The 16175-nt window shown below is 50.2% G+C and carries 9 protein-coding genes and 1 pseudogene; 1 reads left to right on the forward strand and 9 read right to left on the reverse strand.

Translation table 11 applies throughout. The annotated features are described in order from the left end of the window. Positions 1-12: 12 nt before the first annotated feature. From HQ49_RS09045 to HQ49_RS12800, 6 genes and pseudogenes are all read right to left on the reverse strand, one after another. On the reverse strand, positions 13-1665 hold the full coding sequence (locus tag HQ49_RS09045; protein ID WP_039419610.1) for a TapA/TapC family T9SS-dependent outer membrane protein: 1653 nt from the start codon (positions 1663-1665) through the stop codon (positions 13-15). 247 nt (positions 1666-1912) lie between these two features. Next, complete coding sequence (locus HQ49_RS09050) at positions 1913-2887, reverse strand: TapB family protein (protein WP_039419611.1); 975 nt, start codon at positions 2885-2887, stop codon at positions 1913-1915. Positions 2888-3032: 145 nt separating this feature from the next. Then, positions 3033-4655, reverse strand: coding sequence for a TapA/TapC family T9SS-dependent outer membrane protein (locus tag HQ49_RS09055; protein ID WP_039419612.1), 1623 nt, complete (start codon positions 4653-4655; stop codon positions 3033-3035). A gap of 756 nt (positions 4656-5411) precedes the next feature. Then, a complete protein-coding gene (locus tag HQ49_RS09060) occupies positions 5412-7004 on the reverse strand; it encodes a TapA/TapC family T9SS-dependent outer membrane protein (protein WP_039419613.1) in 1593 nt (530 codons plus the stop codon). A gap of 421 nt (positions 7005-7425) precedes the next feature. Further along, on the reverse strand, positions 7426-9468 hold the full coding sequence (locus HQ49_RS09065; protein ID WP_039419614.1) for a DNA topoisomerase 3: 2043 nt from the start codon (positions 9466-9468) through the stop codon (positions 7426-7428). 129 nt (positions 9469-9597) lie between these two features. Beyond that, positions 9598-9654: pseudogene (locus HQ49_RS12800) on the reverse strand (hypothetical protein); the annotation flags it as partial. Between HQ49_RS12800 and HQ49_RS12805 the strand changes: the two are divergent. Further along, complete coding sequence (locus HQ49_RS12805) at positions 9632-9817, forward strand: DUF1661 domain-containing protein (RefSeq protein WP_369684672.1); 186 nt, start codon at positions 9632-9634, stop codon at positions 9815-9817. The pseudogene HQ49_RS12800 and the gene HQ49_RS12805 sit on opposite strands and share 23 nt — an antisense overlap. Here HQ49_RS12805 and HQ49_RS09070 read toward each other — a convergent pair. From HQ49_RS09070 to purL, 3 genes are read right to left on the reverse strand one after another with little or no spacing between them, the layout of a single operon-like run. Then, the gene (locus HQ49_RS09070) at positions 9779-10669 is read right to left on the reverse strand and encodes a glycosyltransferase family 2 protein (RefSeq protein ID WP_039419625.1); all 891 of its coding nucleotides are present in this window, start codon (positions 10667-10669) and stop codon (positions 9779-9781) included. The two genes, HQ49_RS12805 and HQ49_RS09070, sit on opposite strands and share 39 nt — an antisense overlap. 8 nt (positions 10670-10677) lie before the next feature. After that, positions 10678-11802, reverse strand: coding sequence for a DNA-processing protein DprA (gene dprA, locus HQ49_RS09075; protein WP_039419615.1), 1125 nt, complete (start codon positions 11800-11802; stop codon positions 10678-10680). Further along, a complete protein-coding gene (purL, locus tag HQ49_RS09080; RefSeq protein WP_018965811.1) occupies positions 11795-15499 on the reverse strand; it encodes a phosphoribosylformylglycinamidine synthase in 3705 nt (1234 codons plus the stop codon). The genes dprA and purL overlap by 8 nt, the downstream gene beginning before the upstream one ends. Between the last annotated feature and the right edge of the window lie 676 nt (positions 15500-16175).

The raw sequence follows: 16175 nt of genomic DNA on the forward strand, positions 1-16175 counted from the left end.
CGTGCCGATTTCTTACTCTACAATGATTTTTTCCACGAAATACTCCGTATCCGCTACAACTTTCAGCATGTACGTACCTTTGGACAGATGCTGCACATTCAGCTTATATTCTTTCCCTGAGAATGAAACTTCCACCACGATTCGGCCCTGCATGTCGTATAAGACAGCCTCGTGATTCCCTTCTTTGGGTAAGTTGATCAGAACATATTCTTTGGCAGGATTAGGGTAGAGCTTCATGCCACCCTCCTTCTGCAATACGTCCCCCACATCCAGAGCATGTACCCACTCCGTATCGGACCATAGGAAATGTTTAATAATTACAGGAGTGGGATGTGGTTTGGTTTCCTCATATGGACTCTTGCGAGTATGCCATATCCAACAAGCCTTTCCATTGGTAGGATTGAGTGCTACTTGCGGACGACGCCTCTCTTTATCTTTAGCTTCTTTTGCATATACATACGGCCAACTCCAACCATAAGGAGAATGAATGTCATCGTATTTGATCCATCTGTATCTCATTAGATTGTGATCCTGAAAAGTAGTCAGATAACGATCGCCTTCTTTATCGTATGCCAAAGCCGGAATACCTATACAGTGTTTAACGACCAGATCTTTCTTTGTAGGTGTATGTCCGAGAGAGTAATCGAAAGACTGCTTCGGATATACGTAATGGCCCGGGTAAGTGATCAGGAAGTTATGGGAGCGTTCTCCACCCACGGTATTATCCGAATTGTCATCCAACATCATTTGGATCTCTATACTTAGTGCTCCCAAAGGATTAAAATCAGTCCATCCACAGTCTTCTTCTATTATTATCGGATCAGACCACGCATAGCGGGGATCATAGTCCACAAAGTTGGAAATGAAACCAATGTCGAAGCCATCAGAGTTCCGATTCATTTCGAATACGACTCCCATTAGTGGCCAAGTATTAAATCCAAGAGAAGAAGATGTACTGCCTAATGAAAGGTCTACTCTATTGATAGTCAGTTTTTGGGGTCTTGTGTAAATACGCTTTTGCTCAAAGTGTACTCCACCATCTAACGAAAAAATATAGTCCAAGAAGCTGTGATCGCTTCCGGAGCCACTAACAGCGACAGCGAGAGCAAAAGGATCGCCCCCCAAACCGTAAGGAGAGGGTGCACGGTAGTTGGAGGCGATGGCTACACCCTCCAGTGCATGATCAGGAAAATCCTTCTTGTACACACACTCTGTATTATTGATATCTGCATCATGGCGATGCATCAGCAAAACGCCATTGCCAATAGTACCACCTACATATTCGGATGCTGTCATGACTGTCCAAACATTGATATCATCTTCATCCTTGCCCGTTACAGTAAAATCGCAATGCGAGACATCGAAGTCATAAGGCACCAAAGACCCCAAAGACCCTAACTTTTGGTAAGTAGCACCACCGTCTTTCGAACGATACAAAAAGACACCACTGGGATTAATACGAGATAAATCCAACATCACATAGATCCATCCATTGTCTGCCACAGCCATCTTGTAATAAAAATCCTCTGAATATCCTGATAGGGTGGAGATCGTCTCGATCAATACATCGTCTCCACCAATATCCATCTGAGCCTTGGCCGGAGGGCTAAATAAAACTATGGCAAAAGTCGCCAGCAGCATTCTGAGTGCAATTTTTAATTTCATAATTGTTGACATTTTTATGAGTGAAACCAATAGCGTCCTAAATAATTTTTCAGAATACATCCTAATTGGCTGATATTAAATTCTTTGCAAGAATATTCTGCACATTGGGGCTCGAGTTTCAATATGCTGTATATCAGGTGATTAACGAAACGTTTAGGACACTATTGGAGTGAAACATTTCTTGTTCATATTACCAATATACGACACGGCATAAACGAGCGACTCACAATAATCGGCACTGAAACGGCTACTCCAGCTTCGTGAGCAGTGTGCTGCCTATGCGTTTGCCCTTCTTGTCGTAGCTCTCACTCTTGACACATCCGGCTTCTCTCGACATCCACTCCACAGCACTCATCCGTACCGTAATCATACTTTCCATGACGATCGAATAGCTGATCTTGTAGCATTGGAAAGTTCCGGCCGGAGTGGTAATGCTTTCGATGCCCTGCACCTTGCGGTCGATGGTTCGCAGAGTAATCGGAGGCAATGGGAAATCGGCCGCTTCGGCCGTAATCGTCACTTCGGCATCGGGCAGAGACTGACCTGCCGACATTCGGGATGGATAGGTGATGTCCACGCCTGTCACTTTGCTCTTAATGTCTTCGAACATCTTGAGCGTTTGCTCATTGAGCAACGATTGGGCATCGACATAGAATCGGTCGCCGTCGCACCACATATTCGCCGTGCCCGAAAAGATCGGCTTCCCTTTCTTGTCATACATCTCTTGAGTGGTGGCTATTTTCATCCCTTTAGCCGTGTTAGTTACACTCTGCACCTGCTGCCGAATCGTGCCGGTAACTTTTCCTTTGGCATCGTAAATAGTCATTTCACGCCGAGCACCCTGCTTGGTCGGAAACAGGATTTCACATCCGCCTTGGCCGCCGACCTTGCCGACTGATCTGCCCGCATTGCTTGCGCGACGCATTTTCTGATCGTTTTGTCGATCCAGTTCATCCAATGAAATAGTCTTGCGAGTAGTTGTTTTAGCGGGGGTTGCAGTGGCTTTCTTCGTTCCTTTGACAGCTTCCTCTTCAGCTTTGTCGAGGGTCTTGTCCATGGCTTTGTCTACCTTCTCCCCCACCCGCTTTTCTACCTTCTCTTTGGCTTTCTGTCCTATTTCCCCTAACCAGCTCTGAGGCATACAAGCCCCTTGAGAAGCGGCAAAGCCTCCCGAAACATTTATCAGGAAACAGATGGAGAGGATAATGCTTTTGTATTTCATTGCTCTATGTTTTTAGTACAAAGAGAGACAGGGGATACAGCCTGATAGTCCGTACCTCTGCCTCTCTTATCGTTAGGATATTATGATCTTTATATGTGCTTAGCGAGGTCTCCATCCGACTGAGTCGGTAGAGTCACAGCCGCCCTTATTCCACTACGAGCTTCTCTACGAAGCACTCCGTGTCGGATACGACCTTGAGCATGTACGTACCCTTGGCCAAGCGTTGCACATTCAGCTTATATTCCTTGCCGGTGAAAGAAGCTTCGGCGACTACCCTGCCCTGCATGTCATAGACTGCAGCCTTGCAGGTCGCTGCCATCGGCAGACAGATCATAGTATATTCGTTGGCAGGGTTCGGGAAGAGTTTCATGCTGCCTTCCTGCATTACGATGTCTTCAACACTGTTGGCATGTACCCATTCCGTATCGGCCCATACGATTCTCTTCCCGGACATGGATTCCACCCATGACCAGCAAGCCTGACGCATGACAGGATTGATGTCCACTTGAGGTGTGTAGAGAGCATTGACAGATGATGTGTACGTATATCTGTCACTCCACGCATCTTTGTCATGAATCTTGTCATAATTGAACCAGAAGTATTTCAGCGTGTTCGTGCCACTCTCCTCTTCTTTGGCATAGGTGACCAGGTAGTGAGACCAACTCTTGTCATACGCCAGACCCGAGTTGGTCTCGCTCTGGTACGAAGCGACAAGATAACCTTCCTCCAGATCATCCATAGTCGGTGTTTTACCTTTTTGATACCCGAACGATGTCTTGGGATACACATAGCGAAGGTCCCAATCCGAATTCTCAGGATCAAAATTGCTGTACGTAATCATGAAGTTGTAGCAATTCACCCCATTAATCGTATTGTCATCCTCGTCCAGCATCATTTGAATCTTGGGGCTGAACGAGTCGTCGGTTTTGCTAACGATTATAGGGCCTGACCAAACAAATTCAGGATCATTGTCGACAAAGTTCGACAAGAAACCAATGTCGCTTTTGTCTCCTTCTTTATTCATTTCAAATACCACACCCATCAGCGGCCAGGTATTGTTGCCTGTGGATTCAGAGGTGCTACCCAGTGAGAGATCCACTTTGTCGATCTTATTCTCTCCATCTTGACGGAAGAGTAGGTTTTTCGTGAATTTTTGTCCTCCATCCAGAGAGAATACATAGTCCACGAAGCTTTGTTTGTTTGTGTTGTCGAAACCCGTATAAGCAAAAGCCAAAGCAAAAGGATCGCCACCATTGTTAAGGGCAGAAGGCGAACGATAGTTGGAGGCTATATCCACATCGTACAGCCGTACATTGGAGAAGTCTTCCTGATACATACGTTTTCCATTCTGCGCGTTGGCATCGCGACTGAATACCGCGACTCTACTCTTATATTCACCGGGCTTATTCATGATCTCTACCGACCAAACCTTGATGTCGGATTCGGTCTTACCCGTGACTATGATATCGAAGTCTTGAAACAGATAATCATCCGATGGATCCCAATCTCTCAACTTTTGGTATGTGGCACCGTTGTCTTTGGAACGGAAGATCTTCACATTGCTATTGCCGGTGTCACGTCCGCTGTGGGTCATTACATAGATCCATCCGTTGTCCGCTACACTCATCCTCGTCTGCACGAGTGTTTCCTGATCGTACTGGATCACCTTGACATCATCTCCGCCCATTGTCTGCGCTTGGGCGAGGGGACAGAGGGTTGCGACGGCGAAAGCCGCCACTACGAATTTGCGTAAAGCTTTTGTTTTCATAACAATTTTTGTCTTTTTTGCCTTGAGACCTGATCGGGCAGGAGTCCTCCGGTCTCGAATTGCTGATTAGTGATTAGTTTGATTGATTTGTTGTCTTGATTTTTCACAAGAGCACGATGGCTCATGACTCTCTCTTCTCCGCTTTCATTCTTTGTTTTTACTTTTTGCTGATTGATTATCGTTCACCCTTGGCTAAGAACATCCGAAATCAAAACCGACAATTCGCACAATGCGGAGCGCATGTTCGACTTTCTCTGTTGCAAAGGAACGGAGTGGCGAGGAAGTACACTTGGACAAATCGCGCATTTTCTTGGACAAATCGCGCATTTCAAACAAAAAACGATGTCAGATTTGGTATAGATTTGGATAAATCACGCACAAAAAAGACATAAGACGCTAATAAACAGGATGTTCCGAGTGCAAATACTAAAAGCTCTTTTCGAATATCCTTTAGAGCGTAATAAAATGTCCTTTTTGCGAAAAAAGGAGATCGGCCAATTCGCTATCGGACAGGGATGAGAGATGCTCGGAGTAAGGGAGTCGGAAGGCGCAGCCTTCGCGAAAAGCATTGCAGCCGAAAACCTCCCGACTTCTATAGAGTTGTTCTTTAAAAATTAGAGAGACAGAGGGATAGCAAACCAATGGGGATGCTATCCTCTGCCTCTCTTGCTGTTTAGGTTATTAACGTCTTTTCTGTTCTTTGCACATATGACAAACGGCCCCTATCCGACTGAGTCGGTAGAGTCACAGCAGCCCTTATTCCACTACGAGCTTCTCTACGAAGCGCTCTGTGTCGGACACGACCTTGAGCATGTATGTGCCCTTAGCCAAGTTCTGCACATTCAGCTTATATTCCTTGCCGGAGAAAGAGGCTTGGGCTACCATCCTGCCCTGCAAGTCGTAGAGTACTACCCTGTTCTCTCCTGCCACTGGCAAACTGATTAGGACGGATTCGTTCGCCGGATTGGGGTAGAGCTTTATCTTACTTTCTTGCATTACGATGTCTTCAATGCTTGATGGCACTGCCCACTCAGTATCGGCCCACAAATCGATTCCACCTTGATATTCATCAAACCAGATCCAACAAGCTTTTACTTTCGAAGGGTTGATATCCACAAGAGGCTTCCCGAAATAAAAAGAAACATCATCATAGTCGGATGCATAAACGTATTTAGTACTCCACGAACTGGGTTTATGAAGATTATCGTAGTGCGCCCATTGGTATTTCAATTTTTGTATACCATCCTCTTCAGTAGCGTATGTAAACAGATAGTGATTGCCTACCTTATCGTATGAAAGAGCCGGCTGTCGTGCATTGGATACGAGGGTAGCCACATTGAGGTCGTCCACAGAAGGCTCGGATAAATACCCGAACGATTTCTTCGGATATGCATATTTGATAGTATTCTGAGTCTCATAGACTATCATGAAATTGTGGCAACTCTCACCGCCTATTGTATTCTCCGAATCGTGATCCAGCATCATTTGGATTCGCGGTCTCCACAAATTACCGGAGGCAGCGAGTGTGATCGGACTACTCCATGCGAAGGCAGGATCATTGTCGACGAAATTGGAGATAAACCCAACATTATTATAACCATCTTTGGCAAACACAATGCCCATAAGAGGCCAGGTATTGTGCATATCGGCAGTTGTGCTACCTATAGAAATGTCTACATCTTCGATTTGTTGCGTTCCATTTTGTTTGTACAAGAGCGACTTCTCAAAAGTAGCCCCCCCATCCAAAGAGAATATATAGTCCAGAAAGCTATGCTTGGGAGAGGCAGCCTTATTGTATCCGCATACAGCAATTCCCAGAGCAAAAGGATTTCCGCCGACTCCCATAGGAGAAGGAGCTCTAAAGTTGGAAGCCATGGCCACATCGTACAGTTCTACGTTCGGCAACGTTTCATCATAGATACGAACTGAATTTGCCATATCGGCATCACGGCGGAAGATCACGACTTTGCTGTCCGAATCTTTGACGAGCAACTCCACCGACCACACTCTGATATCAGACGCATTATTGCCGGTTACTACTATATCGAAATCTGCATATTGATAGCCACCTTCCGGATACCAATGTTTGAGTTGTTGATATGTGGCTCCTCCATCCACGGAACGAAAAATCTTGACTTGGGTATCAGCCGCGTTTTTATAATGAGCCATCACATAGATCCAACCATTATTTGCTACGGCCAGTCTGGACTCACCTTCTGGCTGTCCCGCTTCGAATGAGGAGATCAACACATTATCTCCTCCCATCATCTGAGCCTGCATGAAGCTGGGGCTGCAAATGGCTGCAGCGAATACAGCCACGATAAACTTGAGTAATGCTTTTGTTTTCATACTTGTTGTTTTTTTGATGAGACTGACAGGAAGGGGATCCCTCCGGTCGGTCCCGGGTTAAATAATCAGTGATTGTTGTTCCTTTCGATCTCTAAAAGATCATCCCATTCTTTCTTTGTCGCTTTCATTTCCTTGTCTCCTACCTTTTTCAATCGCACAATTGTTTTCTCTTAGCTAAAGCTTATGAAATTGGCAGAGACGACCGGGAACAAACACCGGCTCTCTCTATCGCAAAGGAAAGAGGTATCACCGAAATATTTTTGGACAAATCGCGCATTTTCTTGGACAAATTGCACATTTTAAACAAAAAAAGATGTCAGATTTGGCGTCGATTTGGACAAATCACGCACAAAAAAGACATAAGACGTTAACAAACAAGATGTTCCGAGTGCAAGTACTAAAAGCTCTTTTCGAATGTCATTTAGAACGTAGTAAAATGTCCTTTTTGCGAGGAAAGGAGGTCGGCCAGTTCGCTATCGGACAGGGATGCGGGATGCTCGGAGTAAGGGAGTCGGAAGGTACAGCCTTCGCGAAAGGCATTGCAGCCGAAAGCCTCCCGACCGCGGACAACGATCCCCTTGCCACAGATCGGACAGGTGAGATCGGGCTGGTGCTGCTTCACGGGCTTGTCTGCCTTTTTCTTTTTGCCGGAAGCCGGCGAGGCAGCAGGTGCCGGATCGGGTAGGAGTACGGAGGAGCTGCTCTTGAGCACATCGGGGATCAGATGAGTGAGCAGCACTTTCAGCTCGTCGATAAAGTCGGCTGCCGAGTAGTCGCCGCGCTCGATGCGGCGAAGCTTATATTCCCATTGTCCGGTCAGCTCGGCACTCTTGAGCAGTTCGTAGTCGATCGTCGCTATCAGAGAGACACCCGTGGGAGTGGCCTTGAGGTTCTTCTTCTCTTTATAGATATAGTTGCGCTTGAAGAGCGTCTCGATGATGGCTGCCCGTGTGGACGGTCGCCCGATGCCGTTTTCTTTGAGGGCATCGCGTAGCTCTTCGTCCTTGACTGACTTGCCGGCCGTCTCCATGGCACGCAGAAGTGTGGCTTCGGTATAGAATTTGGGAGGCTGTGTCGTCTTCTCCTGCACTTCGGGGGAGTGTGCTCCGCTCTCGCCCTCAGAGAAAGCCGGCAGGGTCTTCTCTTCGTCCTTGCTCTCACCTTCGTCATCCGTCTGCGGATCGGTGAAGACGGTGCGCCAGCCGGGTTCCAGTATCTGTTTTCCCGTGGTCTTGAACTCTACCTCGGCAGCCTGTCCCAAGACCGTGGTCTGGCTGAATACGCAGTCCGGATAGAAAACGGCAATGAACCGGCGGGCTACCAGATCGAATACGCGCCGCTCGTCCTCCGACAAGCCGTGTGATGGCTGACCCGTGGGAATGATGGCATGGTGGTCGGTGATCTTGCTGTTGTCGAATACCTTCTTGCTTTTTTTCAACTTGCCACTGCGGAGTGGAGCAGTGAGCAGAGCATAGTCCGAGAGTCCTTGGAGGATATTCGGCACCTTTTCGAATATATCATCGCTCAGATAGGTGGTATCCACACGCGGATAGGTGGTGATCTTCTTCTCGTACAGCGATTGGATGGTGCGCAGCGTGGCATCGGCCGTCATGGCAAACTTCTTATTGCACTCCACCTGCAGGCCCGTGAGGTCGAAGAGTCGTGGCGGCAGTTCCTTGCCTTTCTTCGTGGAGACGGAGGTAACGGTAAAGGGACTGCCGGCTACGGCCTCCACTTCCCGACGAGCCTCTTCGATGGAGGAGAAGCGTCCCTTGGTAGCATTGAACACCGCGTCACGGTAGGTGGTCTTCACCTCCCAGTAGACTTCAGGCGTGAAGTGCTCGATCTCGTGCTGCCTCCTGACGATAAGGGCCAGAGTAGGAGTCTGCACGCGTCCGATGGAGAGTACCTGTCGGTTGCCCCCGAAGCGGAGCGTATAGAGACGCGTAGCATTCATGCCCAATAGCCAGTCGCCTATGGCACGAGCCAGTCCGGCCTCGTACAGGGAGCGAAACTCCTCGCTGTCTCGCAGTCCGGCAAAGCCTTCACGGATGGACTCCTCCGTGAGAGAAGATATCCACAGCCGCCGCACAGGACATGTGCAGCCGGCTTTCTGCAACACCCAGCGCTGGATCAGCTCGCCCTCCTGCCCGGCATCGCCACAGTTGACGACCATATCCGCTTCGCGAACGAGCCTTTCGATGGTGGCGAATTGCTCCCGAATACTATCGCTCTCGATGAGTTTGATACCGAATCGCGGTGGTATCATCGGTAGCGAACCGATACTCCATCGCTTCCATTCGGGTGCATAGTCGTGAGGCTCTTTGAGGGAGCAGAGATGCCCGAAGGTCCACGTCACCCGGTAGCCGTTGCCCTCCATATAGCCTTTGTGGGCTTTAGTGGCACCGAGTACGGCAGCGATCTCACGCCCTACACTGGGCTTTTCGGCGATGCAGACTATCATGAGCTTATTCGGGATTCCTAAAGACAAATGTACACTTTTGACCTTTAACGGCTGTGCCTTGCTCTCTGTATGGAGCCTCGTACGACTTCCTGTTCGCTGTGGTTTGGTGCGGAAAAAAGGCTGTGTATGGTACCGGAAAACGTGGCGCGGGAAAGTTTTGCCTGTGGCGCGGGAAAATTTTTTTTCCCGAACGAGAACGAAAAAGTTTTGGCGCGAGTTTTCAGCAAAACACGAACCGCACTTCGCCGATTTTCGGTTCGAGAATGCGATAGGCTGCCCCCAAGCAAGAAAAGACAAAAGAGCTGCAAAACTAATGCTTTCGCAAGGAAGAAAGGGAGGCTACGTATAGTAGCTTATACAAGCTGAAGAGAAGGAGAGAGGGCTTGCTGCCCGTAAGCTGCTTCTCCAACGAGGAGCGGAAGAGCGGCCACAAGGTGGCCGTCAATCGTACAAGGTGTAGCCACTTCAGCAGATTGTATGCTCTGAGCAGGCTTACCAGTTCGGCCAGCTCTTCGCGGTGGCGATAGAGATTGTCCAGATAGCTGCGTGTGGTGGCCAAAAATCCCTCGGCCGTGTCGCAGTGGTAATGCTCTACGGGATTGTCGATATGCAGGATGGGGATGCCGGCCCGGCGCAGACGCTCGCCGAACAGGATGTCTTCGTACCCCATGCCCATATTGGGAGGGAAGCCGGTGGCAAGCATCTGCTTTCTTGGGATCATGAAAGCCATCGAGATGAATCCGGAGTGGGGCTTTCGTGCTCGCTCTCGTGCCGATCGGCTTTCCACTTCGGTACCATATCGTTGCCGGAGGGGATTGGTGGACTCGGGCGGATAGACGAATCCACCACATACGACTGCCGTGTCGGAGGCATGCCGTAGATAGCGTTCGATGAAGTCGGGGGATGCCGGCAGGGTGTCGGAATCGAGGATAAGGAGCTGCTCGCCTTGGGCTTCTTCGGCTAAGCGATTGCGCAGACGGCCTGCACCCATATTCTCCTCGGCACTGATGAGTCGGCACAGCCCCTCCTGTTCGTAAGCGATGTATTGGGAAGTGTAAGGCTCGCCGGAGCAGTCGTCACCAAGAATGATTTCATAGCCGATGGATAGCCCTTCGGCCTGCTTAGACAGTTCCTCCAGCAGTCTGCGACAATCCCTCTTATAAACGGGCATGAGTATGGACAAGGTGGGAGACTTCTTCATCGCAGGGTTCATATAACGGAATACATACCACCGGGCTGTGACTGTACCAGCCCGTCCAATTCGAGGTCGAAAAGCTGCGCCGAAACATCGTTTATAGGCAGGCCGGTAGCCCGTGTCAGCTCGTCCACGGAGGCTATACCTGCTCTGAGAAGGCACTCGGCTACGGGTGTATCCGGCCAGCTATCGGGACGGAAATTCAATGTCTGTGGCTTGGCGTCTATCGTAGAACTCCAATCGAGCAGCGTCAGCACATCTTGAGCCGAGCTGACGAGGGCGGCTTTTTGATCCCTTATCAAGGCATTGCATCCGGCCGAACGGCTATCCGTGGCTCGTCCGGGTAGGGCCAGCACTTCGCGATTGTAACCGAAAGCCAGTCCGGCGGTGATGAGGGAGCCTCCTTTCTCGGCCGATTCGATCACAAGCGTGGCATCCGACAAGCCTGCTACGATGCGGTTGCGACCGACAAAGTTGAAACGCTCCGGCTCCGTACCCATGGGGTAATCGGTGAGCATGCCTCCGTGTCGGAGCATCTCCGTAGCAATGGAGCGATGGCTACTCGGATAGATTCTGTCCAGTCCATGTGCCAATACACCTACCGTGGGCAGGCCGCTGTCCAAGGCAGCCTTGTGAGCTGCGACATCGACGCCGTACGCCAGTCCGCTGACGATAAGCAAATCGGGGACAGCTTCGGCCAACTCGGACACGATGCGCTCCGTAGCCGTACGTCCATAGGCCGTGATATTGCGCGTGCCTACAATGCTCAGCGCTCTGCGTGGCGAGAGATCGACATTGCCTTTGGAATAAAGAAGGATAGGAGCATCGACACATTCTTTCAGGCGGTAAGGATAATTGTCGTCGGTGATGAAATACATATCCAGCCCGGCTTTGAGGGCTTGATCCAACTTTCGCCGTGCTTCCTCCATGACCGAAGGAGAGAAGATGGCATCGAGCAGACGGTGAGACGCTCTCGGCAGCCTCTGTGCCAACTCTTTCCTGTCGGAAAAGATGGCTTCGGGACTGCCCATAACCGAGAGCAGCTGCCTTGCCAGCACGCTGCCCACGCCTTTTATGTGCGTGAGTGCAATGCGGAAAAGCAGCTGCTCCTCTGTCAGATGGGGGCGACGATCATCCATTTTTCCCCTGCTTGGCTATCCACTCGTAAGCGTTGCGGAAAGCCTGCATCCAAGGTGTCACCTGATGTTCGTGTCGTTGTGATTCGGGATAATAACCGCACTGCCAGGGGAATATGCTTCGCTCCGGATGCGGCATCATCGTCAGATGGCGGCCATCCGCGCTGCACAATCCGGCTATGCGGTACGGCGATCCGTTGGGATTGGCCGGATAACCATCGTATTCGTACTTGGCCACCACATGGTAGGCTTTCTCCTCGTACGGGAGACTGAATCGGCCCTCGCCATGAGCACACCATACACCGATCTTACTTCCGGCCAGATTGCCGAGCATGATGGAGTTGTTGTGCGGGATTTCCAGGGTGACGAATGTACTTTCGAATTTCTGCGATTCGTTGTGGACGAGTTTGTGCTTGAGTTCGTGTTCGGGGTACAGCAGCTCCAGCTCAGCCATCAGCTGGCAACCGTTGCAGATACCGAGGCTGAGCGTGTCAGGGCGTGTGAAGAAACGATCCAACGTGGCTTTGGCTCGCTCATTGAAGAGAATACCGCCGGCCCATCCCTTGGCAGATCCGAGTACGTCCGAATTGGAAAATCCGCCACAGAAGACAACCATCCGGATGTCCTCCAGAGTCTCTCTTCCACTGGTCAGGTCTGTGAGGTGTACGTCCTTCACATCGAAGCCGGCCAGATAGAGAGCATAGGCCATTTCCCGCTCTCCATTCGTTCCCTTGTCGCGAATGATAGCAGCGCGGATGCCGGATGCAGTCTTACGGTCGGGATCCAATCCCATCGCTTTCAGATCGCCCGTAAATTGCTTGGGGAAGTGATAGAGCACCGGTTGTTCCTTATAGTTCTCGAAGCGATTGCCGGCCAAGGTATTGCCGCTCTGGAAGCAGTCCAGCAGATAGGACGATTCATACCAAACGTCGCGCATGTGGTCGATACCGAACAGGTATTCTGCTCCGTCTTTATGGATCAAGAGATGTCGCTCTTGGGTCGGCTTGGCTATCGGGAGGAAGCCGATACCGGCATCGGTCAGAATCTTATCAACGGCTTTACGATCTTTTACTTGAATGAGAATGCCGGGGTTTTCGGCAAAGAGGACTTTGATCAGATCGTCTTCCACGAGTTTATCCAATTCTACTTCCAGACCGCCATCCACATTAGCAAAGCACATTTCCAAAAGAGCCGTAATCAGACCGCCTGCGGATATATCGTGTCCGGCCAGAACCAGACCCTTGTCAATGAGTTCTTGTACGGCATTGAACGCATCGCGGAAGTATTCCGAATCACGTACGGTAGGCACCTCATCTCCGATGGCTCCCAAGCTCTGGGCAAAGGCCGATCCGCCCAAAGAGAACGGGCAGAAGCTGAAATCGATATAGTAGAGAGCGGTACCGGCTGTATGGCTCAGGACGGGGCTGACGATGCGACGAATGTCTGTCACCTCGGCCGCAGCACTGATAATCACCGTACCGGGACTCAGCACTTTTTTGTCCTCGTATTTCTGTGTCATGGAAAGAGAATCCTTGCCGGTAGGGATATTGATGCCCAAATCGACGGCAAAGTCCGAACAGGCCTCCACGGCACGGTACAAACGGGCATCTTCGCCTTCGTTACGGCAGGGCCACATCCAGTTGGCCGACAGGCTCACACCCTCGATGCCATTACGAAGCGGAGCAAAGACGATATTGGTCAGAGCTTCGGCTATGGCCAGCACCGAGCCGGCCGCCGGATCGGCCAAAGCAGCCTGAGGAGCATGGCCGATAGAAGTAGCCACTCCACTATGACCACGATAGTCCAAAGCCATAGCACCGAGGTCGCTGAGCGGAAGCTGCAATTCGCCCTGACACTGCTGACGAGCCACTCGTCCCGTCACAGATCTGTCCACCTTATTGGTAAGCCAATCCTTACAAGCCACTGACTCCATACGCAGTACTTGCTCCAGATATTCGTCCAGACGGGCAGGATCGTATTGCGGTGCCTGATAGCGATGTTCTATGGTTCTGTCCTCCATGACGGTACGGGGAGGCTTGCCGAACATGTCGTCCAGCTTCATGTCGATAGGACACTCGCCATTGTCCTTGCGGAAGACGAACCGCATATCGTCAGTGGTCTCTCCGACCACATACATGGGAGCGCGTTCGCGCTCGGCTATCTTGCGGACATACTCCAAGTCTTTCTCCTGCATCAGCAGTCCCATACGCTCCTGACTCTCATTGCCGATTATTTCTTTGGCTGAAAGAGTGGGGTCGCCGACGGGAAGTCGATCCATGTCGATTCGGCCACCGGTCGCTTCCACCAATTCGGACAGGCAGTTCAGATGTCCTCCGGCACCATGGTCGTGGATGGAGACGATCGGATTATTCTCGCTCTCGGCTATGGATCGGATCACATTCTGCACACGCTTCTGCATCTCAGGATTGGAGCGTTGGATGGCATTCAGCTCTATACTGCCGGACAATTGTCCTGTATTCACAGAGCTGACAGCCCCTCCACCCATACCGATGCGGTAGTTGTCTCCTCCGAGGATCACCACTTTCTCTCCCGGAGACGGCTCTCCTTTGAGTGCATCCGTCTGTTTGGCATAGCCCACACCTCCGGCAAGCATGATGACCTTGTCGTATCCATAACAGGTAGCATCCGGTGTTTCTTGGTGTTCGAAGGTCAGAACGGATCCGGTAATGAGCGGCTGTCCGAATTTATTACCGAAGTCGCTGGCACCGTTAGAGGCCTTGGTGAGGATTTGACGGGGCGTTTGATAGAGCCAACTGCGCTCGGATAGCTTCTTTTCAAACGGTCGCGTTCCGTCTGTACGGGCGTAAGAAGTCATATAGACAGCGGTGCCTGCTAACGGAATACTGCTCTTTCCTCCTGCCATTCGATCACGAATCTCTCCACCCGTTCCGGTGGCCGCACCATTGAAAGGCTCCACCGTGGTGGGGAAATTGTGTGTTTCGGCTTTGAGACTCAGCACGGTATCTATCGTTTTGGTCTCGAAGTAATCGGGTTTGTCTGCACTGCGGGGAGCAAATTGCTCCACTTTCGGTCCTTGGACGAAAGCCACATTGTCTTTGTATGCAGATACAAGGAAATTGGGATTGATTGCAGAGGTACGTTTGATTAGGTTGAAGAGAGAACTTTCCTTTTCCTCCCCATCGATAATAAACGTACCGCCGAATATCTTATGCCGGCAGTGTTCGGAGTTGACCTGTGAGAAGCCGAACAGCTCACTGTCTGTGAGTGGTCTGCCGATGCGTTCGGACACACCTTCCAAATAACTGATTTCATCTTCGCTCAGAGCCAGTCCCTCAGCTTCATTGTAGGCGCGAATGTCCCGGACGGAAATGATAGGTTCGGGCTTACGATCTATATCGAAAATCTTTTGGTCCAGCTGCTCATAAAGAGCTTGCAACATGGGGTCGAACTCCGCGTCAGCACCTTTCACCGGAAAGAATTCTTCGATGCGGCGTATCCCGGCAACGTTCATATTCTGCGTTATCTCTACGGCATTGGTGCTCCAAGGTGTTACCATCTCCCGACGAGGCCCTACATGATAGCCGCTTACAACATCGGACTGACAGAGTTCGGCTCCACCAAACAGCCATACCAGCCGATGTATTTCTTCTTCGCTGAACTGAACTTCACTCTCCACGGCATAGACAGAGCCGGACGAATGGCGAAAGAATAAAATCATTATGGATATGCTTTAGAATGCTTTTGATTGAATACTTCTTACGGACAAAGATAAACGAAAAAGGAGTGTCGCGCCATAATTTTCCAAATGGTGGAACGGGAAATCGGGAAAGCCGGTCATACGCTTCGGGCAAAAGATTTCTACAGGCACCTTATCTCAGCACAATAACGCAGCACATCCTTTTCCACATTTTACGCTTTCACCACTTTTTTTTTCATTTCGTGTTCCTTCTCTTTTTCATCGCCCCTCATGCCATTTTGGCGATAGCACTTTGGAAGAATCCGTTTAGCAAAGAACTGAGAGAGGAAGAGAAAAGAGGCAGAGAGAAATTTGAACGAAAAGCTCTTATCAAGGATCAGCACCACATCACTTGCGCCGGACTCATACTATTAAAAGTGAACAACCCCAAACATTAGGCAGCACACTTCCTGCAGCGCACATTTAGTGGTATCACCTTGATAGAAGTAAAGTTCACAAAGCCTTTCCGATGCAAAGGAAAGAGTGATGGAAAAGAGAAAGAAGTACGAGACGGGGAAGCAGAAAGCGAAAGTAAAAGTCTGATGACCCATCGCACAGCGATTGCATTATCCCTCGGTGCGCGGCTACCTGTGGCACCTGCCGAACAACGAGGATGTTTCATGCTTCCTTGGCGGGGGCGGTGGGGGGGGCAGGGATG

Origin of the sequence: Porphyromonas gulae (assembly GCF_000765945.1) — a bacterium.
Classification (GTDB): domain Bacteria; phylum Bacteroidota; class Bacteroidia; order Bacteroidales; family Porphyromonadaceae; genus Porphyromonas; species Porphyromonas gulae.

Excerpts from the sequence above, each read along its gene's own strand:
- HQ49_RS09070 (WP_039419625.1), bottom strand. The coding sequence starts at position 10,669 with ATGAAGAAGTCTCCCACCTTGTCCATACTCATGCCCGTTTATAAGAGG.
- purL (WP_018965811.1), bottom strand. The coding sequence starts at position 15,499 with ATGATTTTATTCTTTCGCCATTCGTCCGGCTCTGTCTATGCCGTGGAG.
- HQ49_RS09050 (WP_039419611.1), bottom strand. The coding sequence starts at position 2,887 with ATGAAATACAAAAGCATTATCCTCTCCATCTGTTTCCTGATAAATGTT.
- HQ49_RS09055 (WP_039419612.1), bottom strand. The coding sequence starts at position 4,655 with ATGAAAACAAAAGCTTTACGCAAATTCGTAGTGGCGGCTTTCGCCGTC.
- HQ49_RS09060 (WP_039419613.1), bottom strand. The coding sequence starts at position 7,004 with ATGAAAACAAAAGCATTACTCAAGTTTATCGTGGCTGTATTCGCTGCA.
- dprA (WP_039419615.1), bottom strand. The coding sequence starts at position 11,802 with ATGGATGATCGTCGCCCCCATCTGACAGAGGAGCAGCTGCTTTTCCGC.
- HQ49_RS09065 (WP_039419614.1), bottom strand. The coding sequence starts at position 9,468 with ATGATAGTCTGCATCGCCGAAAAGCCCAGTGTAGGGCGTGAGATCGCT.
- HQ49_RS09045 (WP_039419610.1), bottom strand. The coding sequence starts at position 1,665 with ATGAAATTAAAAATTGCACTCAGAATGCTGCTGGCGACTTTTGCCATA.